Origin of the sequence: Nocardiopsis flavescens (assembly GCF_900141985.1) — a bacterium.
Taxonomy (GTDB): domain Bacteria; phylum Actinomycetota; class Actinomycetes; order Streptosporangiales; family Streptosporangiaceae; genus Nocardiopsis; species Nocardiopsis flavescens.
In genome coordinates this window covers 15,042-30,418 of the sequence record NZ_FQZK01000040.1, presented here as the reverse complement: position 1 = coordinate 30,418, position 15,377 = coordinate 15,042, and the positions used below count along the sequence as shown (strand labels likewise).

The 15,377-nt window shown below is 73.7% G+C and carries 9 protein-coding genes; 4 read left to right on the top strand and 5 right to left on the bottom strand.

What is annotated here, in order from left to right; translation table 11 throughout:
• Window positions 1-1,659 (top strand): tetratricopeptide repeat protein (locus BUE45_RS29935; protein WP_143173527.1); only part of this gene is annotated, 1,659 nt, incomplete at its 5' end.
• A gap of 578 nt (window positions 1,660-2,237) precedes the next feature.
• Window positions 2,238-2,504 carry a hypothetical protein gene (locus BUE45_RS32175; protein WP_073384284.1) on the top strand — a complete coding sequence of 89 codons (267 nt, stop codon included), beginning with the start codon at window positions 2,238-2,240 and terminating at the stop codon, window positions 2,502-2,504.
• Window positions 2,505-2,716: 212 nt separating this feature from the next.
• On the opposite strand, the gene BUE45_RS29925 is transcribed toward BUE45_RS32175, so the two are convergent.
• Together BUE45_RS29925 and BUE45_RS29920 are read right to left on the bottom strand one after the other, a co-directional pair.
• The gene (locus tag BUE45_RS29925) at window positions 2,717-3,964 is read right to left on the bottom strand and encodes an Nramp family divalent metal transporter (RefSeq protein ID WP_073384283.1); all 1,248 of its coding nucleotides are present in this window, start codon (window positions 3,962-3,964) and stop codon (window positions 2,717-2,719) included.
• A gap of 172 nt (window positions 3,965-4,136) precedes the next feature.
• Window positions 4,137-5,054: a dihydrodipicolinate synthase family protein gene (locus BUE45_RS29920; protein WP_073384282.1), complete on the bottom strand. Its 918-nt coding sequence runs from the start codon at window positions 5,052-5,054 to the stop codon at window positions 4,137-4,139.
• Between the two features lie 166 nt (window positions 5,055-5,220).
• Here BUE45_RS29920 and BUE45_RS29915 point away from each other — a divergent pair, with 166 nt between their 5' ends.
• Window positions 5,221-6,267 (top strand): LacI family DNA-binding transcriptional regulator, encoded by a 1,047-nt coding sequence (locus BUE45_RS29915; RefSeq protein ID WP_073384281.1) that lies wholly within the window; start codon window positions 5,221-5,223, stop codon window positions 6,265-6,267.
• Window positions 6,268-6,419: 152 nt separating this feature from the next.
• On the opposite strand, the gene BUE45_RS29910 is transcribed toward BUE45_RS29915, so the two are convergent.
• Window positions 6,420-7,598 (bottom strand): right-handed parallel beta-helix repeat-containing protein, encoded by a 1,179-nt coding sequence (locus tag BUE45_RS29910; protein ID WP_084738172.1) that lies wholly within the window; start codon window positions 7,596-7,598, stop codon window positions 6,420-6,422.
• Between the two features lie 644 nt (window positions 7,599-8,242).
• Here BUE45_RS29910 and BUE45_RS29905 point away from each other — a divergent pair.
• Window positions 8,243-10,105, top strand: coding sequence for a rhamnogalacturonan lyase (locus tag BUE45_RS29905; protein WP_073384280.1), 1,863 nt, complete (start codon window positions 8,243-8,245; stop codon window positions 10,103-10,105).
• A 189-nt stretch (window positions 10,106-10,294) separates the two neighbouring features.
• On the opposite strand, the gene BUE45_RS29900 is transcribed toward BUE45_RS29905, so the two are convergent.
• Window positions 10,295-14,710, bottom strand: a complete 4,416-nt coding sequence (locus BUE45_RS29900; RefSeq protein ID WP_073384279.1) for a caspase, EACC1-associated type — start codon at window positions 14,708-14,710, stop codon at window positions 10,295-10,297.
• The gene (locus BUE45_RS29895; RefSeq protein WP_073384278.1) at window positions 14,707-15,129 is read right to left on the bottom strand and encodes an effector-associated constant component EACC1; all 423 of its coding nucleotides are present in this window, start codon (window positions 15,127-15,129) and stop codon (window positions 14,707-14,709) included. Before BUE45_RS29895 ends, BUE45_RS29900 begins: the two co-directional genes overlap by 4 nt.
• Window positions 15,130-15,377 lie beyond the last annotated feature (248 nt).

Below are 15,377 nucleotides of genomic sequence, written 5' to 3'. Positions count from 1 at the left end.
CTCATCGTGCTGGACAACGCGCGCGACGCCGAACAGGTCCGCCCCCTCATCCCCGGCTCCCCCACCTGCGTCGTCCTGGTCACCAGCCGCGACCGCCTCAACGGACTCCTCGCCACCGACGGCGCCCGCTCCCTGGCCCTGGGCCCCCTCACCACCACCGAAGCCCACCGCCTGCTCACCACCCGCATCGGCCAGGCCCGCGTGGCCGCCGAACCCCAAGCCGCCCGAGCCCTCATCGACGGCTGCGGCCACTTCCCCCTCGCCCTGGCCGTCACCGCCGCCCGCGCCGCCGGCGACCCCCACCTGCCCCTCGCCGAACTCGCCGCCGAACTCCACCAAGCCGAAACCCGCCTGGACGCCCTGGACACCGGCGACCTGCACACCTCCCTACGCGGCGTCCTGGACACCTCCCACCGCGCCCTCCCCCCACCCGCAGCACGCCTGCTCAACCTCCTGGGCCTCCTCCCCGGACCGAGCATCACCACCCCCGCCATCACCGCCCTGACCGGACACACCCCACACCACACCAGAACCCTCCTGCGCACCCTCGAAACCGCCCACCTCATCCGCCAACCGGTACCCGGCCGCTACGAACTCCACGACCTCGTCCGCCTCCACGCCAAAGAACACGCCCACACCGACCTGCCCGAAACCGACCGACACACAGCACTACGGTCACTGGTCGCCCACTTCGTCCACACCGCCGCCGCGGCCAACCGCCTGCTCAACCCGCACGAGGTCCCCTCCTCCCTGGCGGAGCGCCCCACGGACGCGCGCCCCTTCGCCCTGCGGCCCGCGGACGAGGACGAGGCCCTGGAGTGGTTCACCCGCGAACGCACCTGGCTCACCGTCGTCCTGCGCCTGGCCGTGGACCTGGGCCTGCACCGCGAGGCCTGGCGGCTGTGCTGGGACTGCCACCCGTACTTCCGCCGCCGCGGGCAGGTCGAGGACTTCGTCGGCCTGGGGCGGACCGGTCTCGACTCGGCGGCCGAACTGGACGACCCGGACGCTCCGACGCTGACGGCGATGGCCGACCGGGGGCTGGCCTCGGCCCTGCTCCTGGCCGGCCGGACCGGCGAGGAGCCGCTCGGCCACCTCGCCCGCGCCCTCGCCGTCTTCGAGGAGACCGGCGACCTGGTCAACCAGGCGCACACGCACCAGGTCCTCCTGCTGTCCGCGATCATCACCGGGGACGGGGCGGGGCTGGAACACGCGGAGCGGTCCCTGGAGCTGTACCGCCGCGTCGGCAACACGATGTGGGAGGCCGGGGCGCTCAACAACCTGGGCTGGTTCCTGGCGCGGCTGGGCCGGCACGAGGAGGCCCGGGACAACTGCCGTGCGGCGCTGGAGGCCTCGCACGCCCTCGGCTACAAGGTGGGGGAGGCGGCCTCCCTGGACAGCCTGGGGTACATCGCCACCCTGGCGAACCTCCACGCGGAGGCGGTGGAGTACTACCGCCAGGCGCTCCGGGTGCACCGGTCCCTCAAGGACGCCTTCGAGGAGGCCAACACCCTCAGCGGACTCGCCGAAGCCCACCACGCCCTCGGCGAACCCGAGCACGCACGCCGCGCCTGGCAACAGGCCCTGGACCTCTACCGCACCCAGCACCGCACCGCACAGGTCCACGAGACCGAAGAAAAACTCCGCACCCCCACCTGAGGCCCCGGCGGGGACGGCCCCCGCCGCGGGGCCGCCGCGGCGTGTCCAGGGATCGCGCGGGGAGCGCCCGCACTCCGGCCGCAGGACCGGTGCCCGCGCCGTCGGCGCCGCCCCCGTCCCCCGGTACCCGGGCACCGGTCCGCCGTGGTCCGGGGCGGCCGGTCCCGCCGGGAAGTGTCATCCCGCCGGGCGGGCACGGGCGGAGCCCTGGTCCGCGCGCGCACGGCCCCTGCTCGGGGCACCGGTGCGGCGGTCCGCCGCACGGGGCACCGGTGCGGCGGTCCGCCGCACGGGGCCGGGGGCGTGCTCGGCCCGGGACCCGGGCCGCCCCCGTGGTGCGGGGCATCCGTGTCGGGACCCCGCCGCCACGCCGCGCAAGGTTCGTTCAAGGTACGGACACGCTCCCGCTGCGAGTGTTGCCCCGGTGCCGCGGGCCGGCGTCCTCCCGCACCCACCGCGCGGGGGCCGCCGCCCCGGCCACCGCCTGCCGCCCCGACGGGCCCCGCCGCCGGGGCGGCGGCCGGACCGGCCCCACCCGCGGCCCCCGACCACGCGCCCCCACGTAGGAGACGATCCCCATGCCCGACGCACCGGCCGGCATCTCCGTGCCCACCCGCCCGTACCAGGGGTTCCCCGGCGGGGACGGGCCGCCGGGGAAGGTTCCGGCCGAGGGGTCCCGCCGGGTGGTCGCGGCGCGCGAGGCCAGCGGCCACTGGCTCAAGCCCCGGCCGAAGCCGGTCCGCGGTGCCGCGGCCGGGGGCCGCGGGCCGGCCCCCGGAGTCCACCGCGGTGAACGCCGGGTCCGCGGCGCGCAGGCCTGGACCGTCCGCGCGGCGGGCCGGTAGGAAGCCCTCCCCCACGGGCGGCGGGGCCCGCGGCCCGACGCGGTCGGCCCGTCACCGCCGGGGCGGGCGGCGACCCGGCCCGCGCCCTCGTGGCGGCCACCCGGCGGGCCCGTCCCGGAGGAGGTCCCGGCCCCCCGACCGGTGAGGAGGCACGGCGGCGAAGGGGCGCGGGCGGCCCGTCCCACGGGGGCGGAGCGCCCGGACCGCGGGGGTCAGAGGATGCCGAGCAGGAGGTTGAGGCAGACCCCCAGGATGCCCAGCCAGCCGAGCACCCCGAGGACGTTCTGCCACCAGCGGTTGCGCAGGTCGCCCATGAGCGCGCGGCTGTTGGACAGCAGCAGGAGGGTGAGCCCCAGGAAGGGCGCGACCACGACGGTGAGCGCCTGCGCGGTGATGATCAGCTCCACCGGCGAGCCGCTCGCCAGGAAGGTGACGGCCAGGCCGAACCCGAGCACCGCGAGGATGAGCAGGCGGACCCTGCGGTCCTCCAGGCTGTGGCCCCAGCCCAGGCCGTCGGCCAGGAGCGTGCCCCCGGCGGTGGCGTTGGCCAGCATGGACGAGAACGCGGCGGCGGTGAACCCGGCGGCGAACACGTAGCCGCCGACCGGTCCGGCCACGGTCTCCAGGACCCCCGAGAGCTCGCCCGCGCCGCCCGCGGCGTCCCCGGTGTTCGCGGCCACCGCAGCGCTGGCCACGATGACCATGATCGTCATGATGCCGGGGGCGACGATGCCCGGGACCGTGTCGGAGAGGGTGCTCTCCCGGTACTGGTCCCGGCGCAGCCCGCGCTCGCGGACGGTGTACCCCGCGTAGAACGCCGCGTTGATCGAGAAGTTGGTGCCGACCATCGCGATGATGAGCAGCCCGACGCCCCCGGGGACGGTGGGGACCAGGCCGCGGGCCGCCGCGCCCCAGTCCGGCCCCGACAGGAAAGCCGAGGCCAGGAAGCCCAGCCCCATGACGATGACGGTGAGCAGCAGCACCCGCTCGAAGCGCTTGTAGTAGCCCTTGGCCACCAGCAGCACGACGACCAGCAGGGTGCACGCCAGGGTCCACAGCGCCGGCGGGCCGCCCAGGATCATGGACAGGCCCAGCCCGGAGCCGACGGCGTTGCCGACCGAGAACATGAGGGTGATGAGGAAGACGCCCACCCCGGAGGCCGCGCCCCAGGGCCGCCCCAGCCGGGCCTTGGCGGTGTCCACCAGCGAACCCGGGGACACCAGGCCGATGCGGACCGACATGTCGGTGAAGGCGATCATCAGCACGGTGGAGACGGCCACGACCCAGATGAGGGAGTAGCCGAAGCGGCCCCCGGCCTCGATGGCCGACGCGAGGTTGCCCGGCCCGAACTGCCAGGCCCCCACGATGAAGGCGGGGCCCATGAGGGCCAGGGCCCGCAGGAGGCGCGGGCGGTTCCGTCGCGGCGCCGTGATTCCTGTTCCTCCGGTTGGTGCCTGCATGGTGTCGTCTCCAGTTTCTCCCGGCTCGGCGCGTCGGGCGCCCCCGCCGGGGAGGGTGTGTCGCGAGGGGGTGGTGCCGGGGGCGCGGAGCGGACGCGTCGGCGCCGGCGGTCGGCCCGGACGGGACCGGGACCGTCGGCCGCGGGGTGTGCGGTCCCCGCGGCCGGGCGGGTCAGATGAGGCCGGCGTGCTTCAGCGCGGACTCGATCTCGCCGCGGGCGGAGTCGGCCAGCGGCAGCAGCGGCGAGCGGACGGCGGCGCCGGGCAGGACGCCCCGCAGCTCCAGGGCGATCTTGAGGGCGACGGTGCCCTCCATGTGGGAGCCCCGGTGGTAGACCGCCTTGGTGAGCGGCAGCAGGGAGTCGTGGATCTCGCGGGCCAGGGCGTAGTCGCGCGCCCGGCCCGCCTCGATGAGCCGGACGAGGGGCTCGGGGGCGATGCCGCCGTAGCCGACGAGGGCGCCGTCCACGTCGAACATGGTGTGCAACAGGTACTCGTCGTGGCAGGTGAGGATCTGCAGGTCGGGCCGCTCGGCGCGCAGGACCGGGATCTCGGTGTCCCACCGGCGCATGTTGCGCACGCCGTTCTTGGTGGCGAAGACCCCGGGCTGGGCGCTGATCTCCAGCTGGGTCTCCAGGTCGTAGGTGGCCTTGGTGGCGTCGGGGTACTGGAAGAGGATCAGGGGCAGGCCCGACTCCTCGTGCACGGCGCGGTAGCGGTCCTGGGGCGCGCCGGGCTGGTAGCCGAAGCGCAGCCAGCCGTGGGAGGGGTAGAGCAGGCCGGCGGCGGCCCCGGCCTCGACGGCGCGCCGCGCCTCCAGGGCGGCCACCCGGGTCCCCTCGCCGGTGATCCCGGCGATGATCGGCACCCGCCCGTCGGCGGCCTCCACCAGGGTGCGGACGACCGCCGTCTGCTCCTCCGCGGTCAGGAAGGTCCCCTCCCCCGCGTGGCCGAGGCAGACCAGGCCCCTGACGCCGTCGGTCCCGGCGAGCCAGGAGCCGAGGGCGGCGAGCGAGGCGTGGTCGACCTCGCCCTCCGGGGTGAACGGGGTGACGGGTGCGGGGGTGAGTCCGCGAAGGTCGAGTGTCATCGGTGTTTCTCCCGTACAACAGATATGGGAACGTTTGCGGGAACGTTTGCATTATGTGGCTGTGTCCCAGGACACGTCAAGGGGTGGCCCCCGCCTCACCTCCCCGGGGGCGCGGGGACGCCCCACTAGAGTGGGGATTCCGGACATGAGGAAGGGGACCCGCGCGATGACCGACATCAGGGGCGACGCCGCCGCTGATCCGCGCAGACGGCCGACCATCCACGACGTGGCGCGGCTGGCCGGGGTGAGCACCTCCACCGTCTCCCGGGTGCTGGACCCGCGGGTGCCGCCCTCCCGGAGCCCGGCCGCCGCGCGGGTGCGCAGCGCGGCCGACAGCCTGGGCTACACCCCCCACTCGATCGCCGCCAGCCTGCGGCGCCAGGGCACCGAGACGATCGGCGTGCTGGTCCCCCGGCTGACGGACACGGTCATGGCCATCACCTACGAGGAGGTCGCGCGGGCCTGCCAGGCGCGCGGGTACTTCGCAATGGTCGCCACCACGGGCGACCGGCCCGAGTCCGAGCGGGCGGCGGCCGACTCCCTGCTGCGGCGCCGGGTGGACGGGCTGGTGCTGTCCACCGCGCGCACCGGCGACCCCTTCCTGGCGGAGCTGCGCGAGCGCGGCACCCCGCACACCCTGGTCCTGCGCACCGACGGGCACAGCCCCTCGTCGCTGGGCGACGACGAACTCGGCGGCTACCTGGCCGCCCGGCACCTGCTGGACCTGGGGCACCGGGACGTCGCGTGCGTGGCGGGCCCCGCGCACACCTCCAGCGCGGCGGGCCGGCGGGCCGGCTACCTGCGGGCCCTGGCGGAGCGCGGGATCACGCCCCGGCCGGAGTGGGTGATCGGCTCGGAGTTCAGCATGGAGGCCGGGGAGGAGGCCGCGCGCGCCCTCCTGGACGGCGACGCGCGCCCCACCGCCGTGTTCGCGGTCAACGACAACACCGCCGTGGGCGTGATGTCGACGGCGCTGCGCAGGGGGCTGGACGTCCCCGGCGACCTGTCGATCGTGGGGTACAACGACATCCCCCTCGCGGACCGGCTCCCGCTCCCGCTGACCACCATGCGGGTGCCCTTCCGCGACATCGCGGCGGACGCGGTGGACCTGCTGCTGTCCCCGCCCGGCGAGGGGGAGGAGAGCGTCCGGGTGCGCCCGCCCACGCTGATCCCCCGCGCCTCGACCGCGCCGCCCCGGGGGCCCGCGGACTGAGCCGCCGGGCCGCGGCCGACCGGCCCCGGCGGGCGGGCGCCGCCGCGCGTCCCACCGGACGACGGGGCCGGGCGGCCCGGGGTCCGTACCCCGGGCCGCCCGGCCCTACCGTGCCTCCTGCCGCCCCGGAACGGGGAAGGAGCGGGCGGGGCCTACGGCAGGACCGGCGTCCCGCCGATGGTCACCACCAGCACGCCGTCACCGTCGAACGACCACTCCAGGTCCCCGGTGAGGTCGGCGCAGCGGGAGCCGTTGGACCCGGACCAGAACTGGTTGCTGCCGTCGGCGTCGCCGATGACCCGGTCGTTGGAGCCGCTGTCGCAGGAGGTGTTCCCCCGGAACACCGAGGACCCCCCGTCGAAGTTGAAGTTGCGCTCCTCGCTGCCGATGGAGATGTTGTCGGTGATCTCCTGGGTGCCGAGGTTGCGGTTGTAGGTGAAGCCGTGCTTGCCGTTGTCGTAGGCGATGTTGCCGCGGACGGTGTGGTCGACCGCGATGTCCTCGCCGCCGAGCTTGAAGCCGTTGCGGTCGCCGTCCCCCGCCTGGGAGCCGTCGCTGAGGGTCCCGTTCTCCAGGGCCAGGGAGTACTCGACCGTCACCTCGCCGATCGCGCCGGTGTCGCTCTTGGTGTAGAGGTCCCAGCCGTCGTCGATGTTGTTGTGGGCCACCGTGTACCGGAAGACGTTGCCCGGCCCCGAGGTCAGCTTGGCGGCGAAGCCGTCGGCGTCCTCGCCGTCGGAGTCGACGTTGTCGTGGGACACCGAGCTGACGACGAGGTTGTTCGCCGGCCACTCGTCGTCGGGGGTGTCCGAGGCGCGCCGGGAGATCTGCAGGCCGGTGTCGCTGTTGAACCGCGTCACCACGCCCTCGACGACGTTGTCGCTGCCGCTGACGAAGATCCCGTTGTCGCCCGCGTTCTGGACCGTGATGCCGCGGATGTGCCAATGGGAGGCCTCCAGGGCGAGGCCGCGGTTGGCCGAGTCCTCGCTCTGGGCGGAGAAGTCGAGGACGGGGGTCTGGCCGGAGGCGGCGAACAGCCGGGTGGGGGCGGAGGAGGAGCCGTCCGCGCCCAGCGGGATGTACACCGTCTCGTCGAGGTCGTAGGTGCCGCCCAGCAGGTGGACGACGCCGCCGGAGGACACCCGGTCGATCGCCGAGACCAGGGTGGTCGGGTCGGACTCGGTGCCCGCGGCGCCGTCGGAGCCGTCGGGCGACGCGTACAGCTCGGCCTCGGCGGCCTCCAGGGTGTCGGCGTGGGCGGGCGCCAGCAGGGCGGCGCCGAGGGCGCCCGCCAGCAGGCCCGCGCGCAGCGCGGTGGTTCCGGTTCTCATGGGTTCGTCTCCAGGTTCTTCGCTTCGTCCGGCGGGGTGGGAGGGGCGCCGTCCGCCTCCGGGATCCGGTCGGGGGGCGGGGGCGGCGCACCAACGGAAAGCGCTTTCATGAAGCAAGGTAAAACCCGAGTGAAGAGACGTCAATCATCTTGGCGCGGAGCGGGATTCGTGCTATTGGAAGGCGCCTTCCCGAACGAGGCCCCGACCGGGGGCGCGTCGGCCGGACAGCGGAGGCCCGCGCCTCCACCAGTGGAAAGCAGGCGGAGCGCGCGCCACCCCCTCCCCCGCACCGCCCGGCCGATCGGCACGAGTCCCGCGCCGACCCTGCCCACGGCCCCCTCGCAACGGATAGCGCTTACCTCGCCATGATCGCGCCGAACGGCACAACGGCAGCCACCCCTCCGGGGCCGCCGCACGGGGAACGGACGCCGTCGGCCTACCCTCCCCGTGCGGTTCTCCGTACCTTTCGCCGGAAGGGCGCCCCGAAATCACTCGGCCTACCACACCCCCCTTCCCGGAGCGTCGCGCCCGTGTTACTTTCTGCATTCACGCCATAGAGGTAAGCGCTTGCCAACCTCTCGCCCCTCGGGGCGGACAGGGCCGCACGGCGCCGGCCCCTCCCGCCACGCCCCGAAGGAGAACCCATGCCCTCCCCCGCCACCCGACGGCACCGGACCGCCGTCGGGGCCGCCGTCGCCGCACTGGTCCTGTGGCCGGGCCTCCTCGCCCCCGCGAACGTCGGGGCGGCCACCGCCGCCGACGCCGCCACCGCCGACGCCGCGGGCGAGAGCCCGGACCGCGGCCTGGTCAGCGTCGGCGCCCCCGACGGGAACCTGGTGTCGTGGCGCCTCCTGTCCGACGACGACCCCGCCACCGGCTTCAACGTCTACCGGGACGGGGACCTCATCACCCCCGAGCCCCTGGGCGGGGCGACCTCGCACCTGGACCCCGGCGCGCCCGCGGACGCGGTGTACACCGTCGCCCCGGTCGTGGACGGCGTGGAACAGAGCGGGTCGGACCCCTCGCTGGCCTTCGCGGACGGCCACCTCGACGTCCCGCTGGACCGCCCCGCCGGGGGGAGCGTCAACGGGTCGGACTACACCTACAGCGCCAACGACGCCTCCGTGGGCGACCTGGACGGCGACGGCCGGTACGAGATCGTCCTCAAGTGGGACCCGAGCAACGCCCGGGACAACTCCCAGAGCGGGCACACGGGCCCCGTCCTCATCGACGCGTACACGCTCGACGGGACGCGCCTGTGGCGGATCGACCTGGGCGCCAACATCCGCGCGGGCGCGCACTACACCCAGTTCCAGGTCTACGACTACGACGGGGACGGGCGCGCGGAGGTCGCGATGAAGACCGCCGACGGCACCCGCGACGGGGAGGGCGCGGTCATCGGCGACGCGGGCGCGGACCACCGCAACGGCAGCGGGTACGTGCTCGCCGGGCCCGAGTACCTGACCGTGTTCGAGGGCACGACCGGGCGGGCGCTCGACACCGCCGACTACGTCCCGGCCCGCGGCCGCGTCGCGGACTGGGGGGACGACTACGGCAACCGGGTCGACCGGTTCCTGGCCGGGACCGCCTACCTGGACGGCGAGCGGCCCAGCATGGTGTTCTCCCGCGGGTACTACACGCGCGCGGTCGTGGCCGCCTGGGACTTCCGCGGCGGGGAGCTCTCCCTGCGCTGGGTGTTCGACTCCGACGACTCCGGCAACGGGGCCTACGCGGGCCAGGGCTTCCACAGCCTGTCGGTGGCCGACGCCGACGGGGACGGGCGCGACGAGGTGATGTTCGGCGCCGCGGCGATCGACGACGACGGCACCGGGCTGTGGGCCTCCGGGCGCGGCCACGGCGACGCCCTGCACGTGGGCGACTTCGTGCCCGGACGCCCCGGCCTGGAGGTCTACGGGGTCGGTGAGAACTCCGGGGCCCCGGACGCCTGGCTGGCGGACGCGGCCACCGGGGAGGCGCTGTGGACCCTGGGCTCGGGCAACGACAACGGACGCGGCGTGGCGGGCGACGTCTGGGCGGGCTCCCCTGGCGCGGAGTTCTGGTCCTCCAGCGTCCCGGGTCTGCGCGACACCTCCGGGGCCGACGTGGGGCGCAAGCCGGGATCGGCGAACTTCCTGGTCTGGTGGGACGGGGACACCGCCCGGGACCTGCTCGACGGGACGCACATCGACCGGTACGACCCGGCGGGGGACGTGCGCCTGCTCACCGGGCAGGGCGTGGCGTCCAACAACGGGACCAAGGCGACCCCGGTCCTGTCCGGGGACATCCTCGGGGACTGGCGCGAGGAGGTCGTGTGGCGCACCTCCGACGACTCCGCGCTGCGCATCCACTCCACCCCCCACACGACCGACGTCCGCCTGCCCGCCCTGGTCCAGGACCGCCAGTACCGCCTGGCGCTGGCCTGGCAGAACACCGCCTACAACCAGCCGCCCCACCCCTCGTTCGACCTGTCCGCCGCCGCTGCCGCCGCGGACGCGGCCCGGCCCTGACGGCCCTCCCCCGCACCCGGCCCGCCCCCGCGGGGGCGGGCCGGCGCCGCCGGGCGCCGCGGCCGGTCGGACGGACCCGGCCGCGGCGTCCGGCGGGCGGCCCGGGTCGGCCCGAAACCGGGTCCGAGGCGTCCCGGGGCCTTGATGATGCCGCCGAACCCCCGCCCGGCCGTCGACCGGGCGGGCCGCTCAGCACAGCTCCCGGTGGTCCACATCGGGAACGTAGCGTTCCCACTCGCTCCGGCTGAGGTGCCCGCCGGTCGTCGTGCAGATGTAGTCCGTGACCCGCTCCAGGTCCGTGTCCCAGACCCGCACGGTCCCGTCGAGGTTCGCCGACGCGAAGGACACGCCGTCAGGACTGAAATCGACCGCCCACACGGTGTTCTCCGGCCCCCTCGCGATGACGGGGTCCTGTGGCTGCGCAGGGTCGGTGACGTCCCAGATGCGGCTCGTGTGGTCCGCCAGACCCACGGCCAGCGTGGTCCCCTCCGTATTGAAGGCCACGGACTGCACGGCACTGCCGAACCCCGTCAGGAGGGGGGACTCCACCCGCAGCGGAGCCGCGGAGTCGGTGGTGTCCCACAGTTCGACCTCCCCGTTCCCCCGCGCGACGGCGAGGGTGTCCCCGTCGGAGCTGAAGTCGATGCCGAAGACGTACGACGTGTCGTCGGTGTCGAGTTCGGCCCGGGCCCGGGGAGCCCCGGTGTCCGAGACGTCCCACAGGTGCACCACACCGCTGATACTCCCGGCGGCGAGGACGTCTCCCCCAGGTGAGAACGACAGGGACCACACCTCGTTCTCCGGCTCTGTCAGCGGCTGGCCGAGCGGCCGGGGATCGTGCGGGTCGGCGATGTCCCACAGCCGGACCGCGTGGTCGTTGCTCCCGGTGGCGAGCAACCGGCCGTCCGGACTGAACTCCAGGACCTCCGTCCCGCCCTCGGCCCCGTCTGCGAACACGGCGACCTCCTCCGAGGACGAGGGATCGTCCATGTCCCAGACACGGATCGTGGAGTCGACGCTCGCCGCCGCCAGTAGCCCTCCGTCGGGGCTGAAGGAAACGGAGGCGACGTAATCACCGAAGGCGTCCAGCCGCTTCGCGAGCCTGGGGGAGTAGGGGTCGGAGCGGTCCCAGATGTAGACGATCCCCGCCGTCCCCGCCGTCACCAGCAGGTCCCCATCGGGGCTGAAGGCGAGGGCGTAGAGGCGGTCGCCGATCGCACGCAGGACCGGGCCCTGGAGCGGCCACAGGCGCGCCGTGCCGTCAGAGGCCGTGGTCATCAGGGCCTCGTCGCCCTCGGAGAAGCGCACCGACGTCACCGGCCCCGGGTGGACGTAGGTGCCGACCCGGTGGCGCGTGGCCGTGTCCCACACCAGGACCGTCCGGTCCGAGGTGCCGACCGCCACCCTCGTGCCGCTGGAGTTGAAGGCGATCGTCTTGACATGCCCCGTCACCCCTTCCTCCACGGAGAACCCCTCCCCCCAGGACCGGGGCGATCCGATCTCCGTGACGTCCCAGAAGCGGGCACCCCCCTCCCGGGTTCCGGCGGCGAGCAGCGAACCCTCCTGGGAGAAGGCCACCGACTGCACCCCGCCGCCGGACCCCTCCAGGTGGGTCACCAGCGGCTCCGGTGCACCGGGGTCGGAGAGGTCCCACAGCCGCACGTGCTCGCCGCCCGTCGCGAGGACCCGGCCCTCGTTCTGGAAGGCGAGGGCGTGCACCTCCGCCGCGTGACCGCGCAGAACCGCCGCCAGCCGGGGGTCCTCCTCATCGGAGACGTCCCACACATAGACGTTCGTGTCCGCGCTCGCGGCGGCGAGGAGGTCGCCGCCCGCGCCGAAGGCCACGGCGTAGACGGTGTTCTCGGGACCGCTGAGAGAGGGCAGCCGACGCGGACTCGCGGGATCACCGGTGTCCCACAGGTGGACGACCCGATCTCCCCCGCCCGCGGCGAGCAGGGTGCCGTCGCGCCGGTAGGCCAAGCCGTACACGGTCTCCTCCGGACCGGTCAGGGGAGATGCCAGCGGACGCGGATCGCGGATGTCGCGGATGTCCCACAGGTCGATCTCCCGGCTGTTGCCCCCGGTGGCGAGGACACCGTGTCGGGTGTCGATCGCGCCGGCCTCCAGCACGGCGCCCTCCGTCCCCGGCAGGCGGACCGCCGGTGTCACCGTGGAGGCGTTGATGAGGCTGGAGCGGGCCTCGGGCGTGTCCGCGATCCGGTAGGCGGCGAGGCTGAGGAGCATCGAGAGCTCCGGTTCGGACGTGCGCAGCTGATCGGCCTGGACGGAGACCAGGCGGGAGACCGCCTGGAGTCTCTGACCGTTCACGGCGCCCGCGAACACACCCACCCCGGCGAGGACCAGGGCCGCGACGACCGCGCCGGAGCGGGTCAGCCGCCGCCGCAGGGTCCGGCGCCGTTCGTGCCGGAGACTGGCGTTGAGGAAGTCCCGTTCTCGCGGACTCAGCTCCTCCCGGTGGGCGCCCTCCGCGGCCCACTGCTTCATCCGCGCCAGGTGCGCACCGGTGTCCACATGGTCGGGCTTGCGCCCCGACCTCTCCCAGGTCTCCGCGTGGAGGTTCACCTCTTGTCGGATGAGATAGTCGCCCAGCCCCTCGCTGACCCAGCTCCGCAGCAGGGGCCAGCGGTCGATGACGGCCTCATGGGTGAGTTCGACGTCGTCGTGGTCGACGGTGACCAGGCGCGCGTCCACAAGGGCTTCGAGCACACGTCGCCTGCGGCCCGTGTCCACCGGGTCCCGCCCGGCCAGGAGGTCGCTCCGCGGAACCGTGCGCCTGGTGCCCCGGCGGCTGTCGTTGATGTGGATCAGCCGCGGCATCATCCGGCGGCAGACGTCCTTCTCCTCGTACGAGAACCGGTCGTAGATCTTCTCCGCCGTTCGCCCGATCGCCCCTGAGATGCCGCCGGTCGCGTGGTACCCGGCGAGGGTGAGCACCCTCCCCTCTCGCCGGTGCCACGTGTTCTGCAGCGCGTGCGACAGGAGTGGCAGGCAGTCGGGCCGGAAACCTCCCTGGGGCTGGTCTCCGGGCAGCCCCGCCCAGATGTCGTCCAGGAAGCGGTCCAGGAGCCCCACCTCCAGTTCGAGTCCGGCCAGACGGGCCGGTTCCACGATGGCCTCCCGCAACTCCTCGGAGGTCATCGGCTCGATGAAGAACGGTTCGCTCCTCATGGCGTCGGCCGTCTCGGGGTGGTCCAGGAACTCCGAGAGGTAGTCGGCCCTGACCGCTAGCACGACCAGTGCCGGAGGGACGCCCGGACCGAAGGGACGGGCGGCGTGATCGAGCGCGGAGATGAAGGCCCGCCGCTCCCGGGGGTCCGCGTGGGCGAACACGGCCTCGAACTGGTCGACCACGATGACCGTGCGGATGGTGGTGCGCTTCTCCGGGCCCGCCGGGTCCCGGCTCCATGCCGCCGTCCCGCGTGCGATCACGGATCGGATGGAGGCGGGGTCCGCGGCCAGGGCCGCGCCGACGGCCTCGGTGCTCTCCCCGGCCATGCGGGCCAGCGGCGCCGCCAGGGACCGGAGCGGGTGGAGACCCGGCGTGATGACACAGGCAGGCGGCCACGCGTGCGACGAGGCGACGTCGCCTCGTGCAAGGGCGGGGATGAGCCCGGCGCGCAGGAGTGAAGACTTCCCCGTTCCCGAAGCACCCGTGACCACGAGCGGCCGGGGGTCGACCAGGCGTTCGCGGACCCGTGCCACGAGGGTCGCGATCGCCCGCGATCGCCCGTGGAACCACACCGCGTCGTCAGTGGAGAAGGCCCCTAGGCCGAGGTAGGGGCAGTCGTCCCCGGTGTGCGCCGCCGGCTCCGGGCCGTGGGGTGACGGACGCACGGACACCGCGATCGGGTTGCGTGCCAGGACCAGGGATGCGGCGGTGTCGCTGTGTCGGCGGTGCGGGACCGGCATCCCCCGCTCCGGCAGCACGCGCCGCAGGTGGGCGTAAGCGCTGTCGAGGTTCAGTACCGGCCCTGACCGCGGGTCACCGACGGTCAGGTAGCGGATGAGCTCTCCGGAGAAACCCGTGTACTCCTGCCCGACCGGTGCGAGGGCGTGCTCGTCGCGGGCCGCGGACGCCAGGAGGTAGGTACCGCCGATCGCGGGGATCACCGGGTCCCGCGCGAAGGCGGTCCTCTCATCGTCGCCCGCGCGGGCCGAGTGGCAGCAGTCCAGGACGATGACACGACACGCGGCGCCCGAGCGGTCGAACTGCTCGCGGACCTCGCTGAATGCCAGGGACCGTACACGGTCATCGAGTCCGCGCGTCCCGTAGGTGGCCAGGTGGAGGGCGCCGTTGGGCACGATGGCGTGGCCGACGTAGTACAGGATGAGGACCCGTGTGGCCTCCTTGACCTGGGCTTCCAGGGCGTCGACGACAACATCGGGCGATTCCGGGTCGATGATGGTGCGGATGCCGTCGGGATCCATGCCGCACTTCTCGACCAGGACGTCCGCCAGCGCGGCGACGGTCCTGTCCACGGCGTCGACCGTGGGGAGCGCGGAATCGGGGCGGTGGGTGCGGGTGCCTACCAGGAGCGCTCGGACGCCGGGGCCGGTCAGGTCCGTGTCGTAGGGCCCGCTCATGGCCCGTGTCCGGGATCTTCGTGGGCCGTCCGGGGCCGCTCTTGTTCCAGGGCGCGGCCGGTCCGGTGGATCAGGGCGCCGATCTCCTCCTGGCCCAGGCCCCGGAGCCGCTCGGCGGTCAGCTCGACCGAGGTCTCGTCTCCCTTGCGAGTGATGAGGAGGCGGATGTCGTGGGTGCGGTGGCGGATCCACGAGACGGCGGTGCTGGCCAAAAGAACGGCGGTCCCGTTGGCCAGCGCGAGGACGAGGACGTCGGGGAGGGAGCCGAGACGGTCGGCGGCCGGGGGGTGCGCGACCGACCGGGTGCGCCCCCGGAACTCCTCCACCGAGATCAGCGTCTTCTCGAGGGAGGCGAGGTCGTCTATCGCCGACTTGTCGCTGAACACCTGCAGGTGGACTTCGGCCAAGGTGTGCCCCAAGGGTGTGATGTGGAATTTCCAGGGAGAAGAGAATGGATGATATCCCGGAAATCGGCTTCGTGTGCAGTGTTTTCATGATTCTTTCGCCTTTGCTTCAATGGAATGGAATTCTGTTCTGCGCGAGCGTCGCTCAGGGTTTCTTGCGGTTGCCGTGCGCTGGCGCCATGCCGAGTTTTCAGTGAAATTGAATTCCCCTTTTCATCACCCGCAACGTTGAATTCCTGTCGCCCCTCGAGGCCCCTGGAGTT

What these genes read in the sequence shown, in the direction of transcription:
- BUE45_RS29900 (WP_073384279.1), bottom strand. Translation starts at nt 14,710, where the DNA reads ATGAGCGGGCCCTACGACACGGACCTGACCGGCCCCGGCGTCCGAGCG.
- BUE45_RS29915 (WP_073384281.1), top strand. Translation starts at nt 5,221, where the DNA reads ATGACCGACATCAGGGGCGACGCCGCCGCTGATCCGCGCAGACGGCCG.
- BUE45_RS32175 (WP_073384284.1), top strand. Translation starts at nt 2,238, where the DNA reads ATGCCCGACGCACCGGCCGGCATCTCCGTGCCCACCCGCCCGTACCAG.
- BUE45_RS29905 (WP_073384280.1), top strand. Translation starts at nt 8,243, where the DNA reads ATGCCCTCCCCCGCCACCCGACGGCACCGGACCGCCGTCGGGGCCGCC.
- BUE45_RS29910 (WP_084738172.1), bottom strand. Translation starts at nt 7,598, where the DNA reads ATGAGAACCGGAACCACCGCGCTGCGCGCGGGCCTGCTGGCGGGCGCC.
- BUE45_RS29925 (WP_073384283.1), bottom strand. Translation starts at nt 3,964, where the DNA reads ATGCAGGCACCAACCGGAGGAACAGGAATCACGGCGCCGCGACGGAAC.
- BUE45_RS29920 (WP_073384282.1), bottom strand. Translation starts at nt 5,054, where the DNA reads ATGACACTCGACCTTCGCGGACTCACCCCCGCACCCGTCACCCCGTTC.